This is a genomic window from Lysinibacillus sp. KCTC 33748 (genome assembly GCF_002237755.1).
GTDB lineage: Bacteria > Bacillota > Bacilli > Bacillales_A > Planococcaceae > Lysinibacillus.
The window spans coordinates 1-1,352 of record NZ_MWSJ01000054.1 but is presented as its reverse complement, the minus strand read 5'-3'; the positions used below and the strand labels follow the sequence as shown (position 1 = coordinate 1,352).

Here is a 1,352-nt window from a genome sequence, read left to right as displayed (position 1 = left end):
AAAATGCACAAAAAATCGCTATGTACCTATTGGAACATAGCGATTTTCGTACGTGGGGAATATTTCATCAGCTATTAGTAGTGTAGTTTTTTCTCAAGTAAATGTTTCTCCATTGGGGGAGTTTATATGAACCTCTATGAAGAGGAATGTTTAGAAAGCTCAAGTACAAATATTACTGTATTTTATTTAAGGTTTTTTCTTACTTCTTATTCTGATCTGTATCAAATTGGCTTATTGCTCCCGAGCGGACCTATTCGTGCTAGTTAAATAGTTTATACCTTCCCTTTAAATACCGCTGGTTTGCTTACTGAACTACTCACTTTATTTTTATCTCTTAATTCCAAGAGCTTCATCAAGTTGTTTTATTGCTTCCTCTATCGTTAATGTACCTGCCTCTACTTGGTTAAAAATTTCTTGTACTTTTTCTTTAGAAATCTCATCTAAGTTAGATGGTTTACTTACTGTTTTTTTATCTCCCTTCATTCCAAGAGCTTCATCAAGTTGTTTTGTTGCTTCTTCTTTCGTTAATGTACCTGTCTCTGCTTGGTTGAAAACTACTTGTACTTTTTCTTTAGAAATCTCATCTAAGTTAGTTGGTTTGCTTACTGTTTTTTTATCTCCCTTTATTCCAAGAGCTTCATCAAGTTGTGTTATTGTTTCTTCTTTCGTTAATATACCCGCTTCTGCTTGGTTGAAAATTTCTTGTACTTTTTCTTTTGAAATCTCATCTAAGTTCGCCGGTTTACTTACTAGTTTTTTATCTCCCTTCATTCCAAGAGCTTCATCAAGTTGTGTTATTGTTTCTTCTTTCGTTAATGTACCTGCCTCTGCTTGGTTGAAAATTTCTTGTACTTTTTCTTTAGAAATCTCATCTAAGTTCGCTGGTTTACTTACTAGTTTTTTATCTCCCTTCATTCCAAGAGCTTCATCAAGTTGTGTTAATGTTTCTTCTTTCGTTAATGTACCTGCTTCTGCTTGGTTGAAAATTTCTTGTACTTTTTCTTTTGAAATCTCATCTATGTTCGCTGGTTTACTTACTGCTTTTTTAACTCCCTTCATTCCAAGAGCTTCATCAAGTTGTTTTATTGCTTCCTCTTTCGTTAATGTACCTGCTTTTACTTGGTTAAAAATTTCTTGTACTTTTTCTTTAGAAATCTCATCAAAGTTAGCTGGTTTACTAACTTGCCCTTTCACATATTCACTACCTCCAATAATTTCGGTTGGGACTTCGGCAGCAAACGCAGCTCCAAAAGTTGAAAGTGCAAATACAGCACCTAAAGTAGTAGCAGCCAATTTCTTTCTCTTTTTCATAGTTTTTAATCTCCTTTTAAAGTATTTTGTCTTACAGTCTT

The 1,352-nt window shown here is 33.7% G+C and carries 1 protein-coding gene; it reads right to left on the bottom strand.

Annotated elements, in window-relative coordinates:
* Positions 1-327: 327 nt before the first annotated feature.
* Positions 328-1,311 carry a hypothetical protein gene (locus B1B04_RS25210; RefSeq protein ID WP_240518397.1) on the bottom strand — a complete coding sequence of 328 codons (984 nt, stop codon included), beginning with the start codon at positions 1,309-1,311 and terminating at the stop codon, positions 328-330.
* Positions 1,312-1,352: the final 41 nt, after the last annotated feature.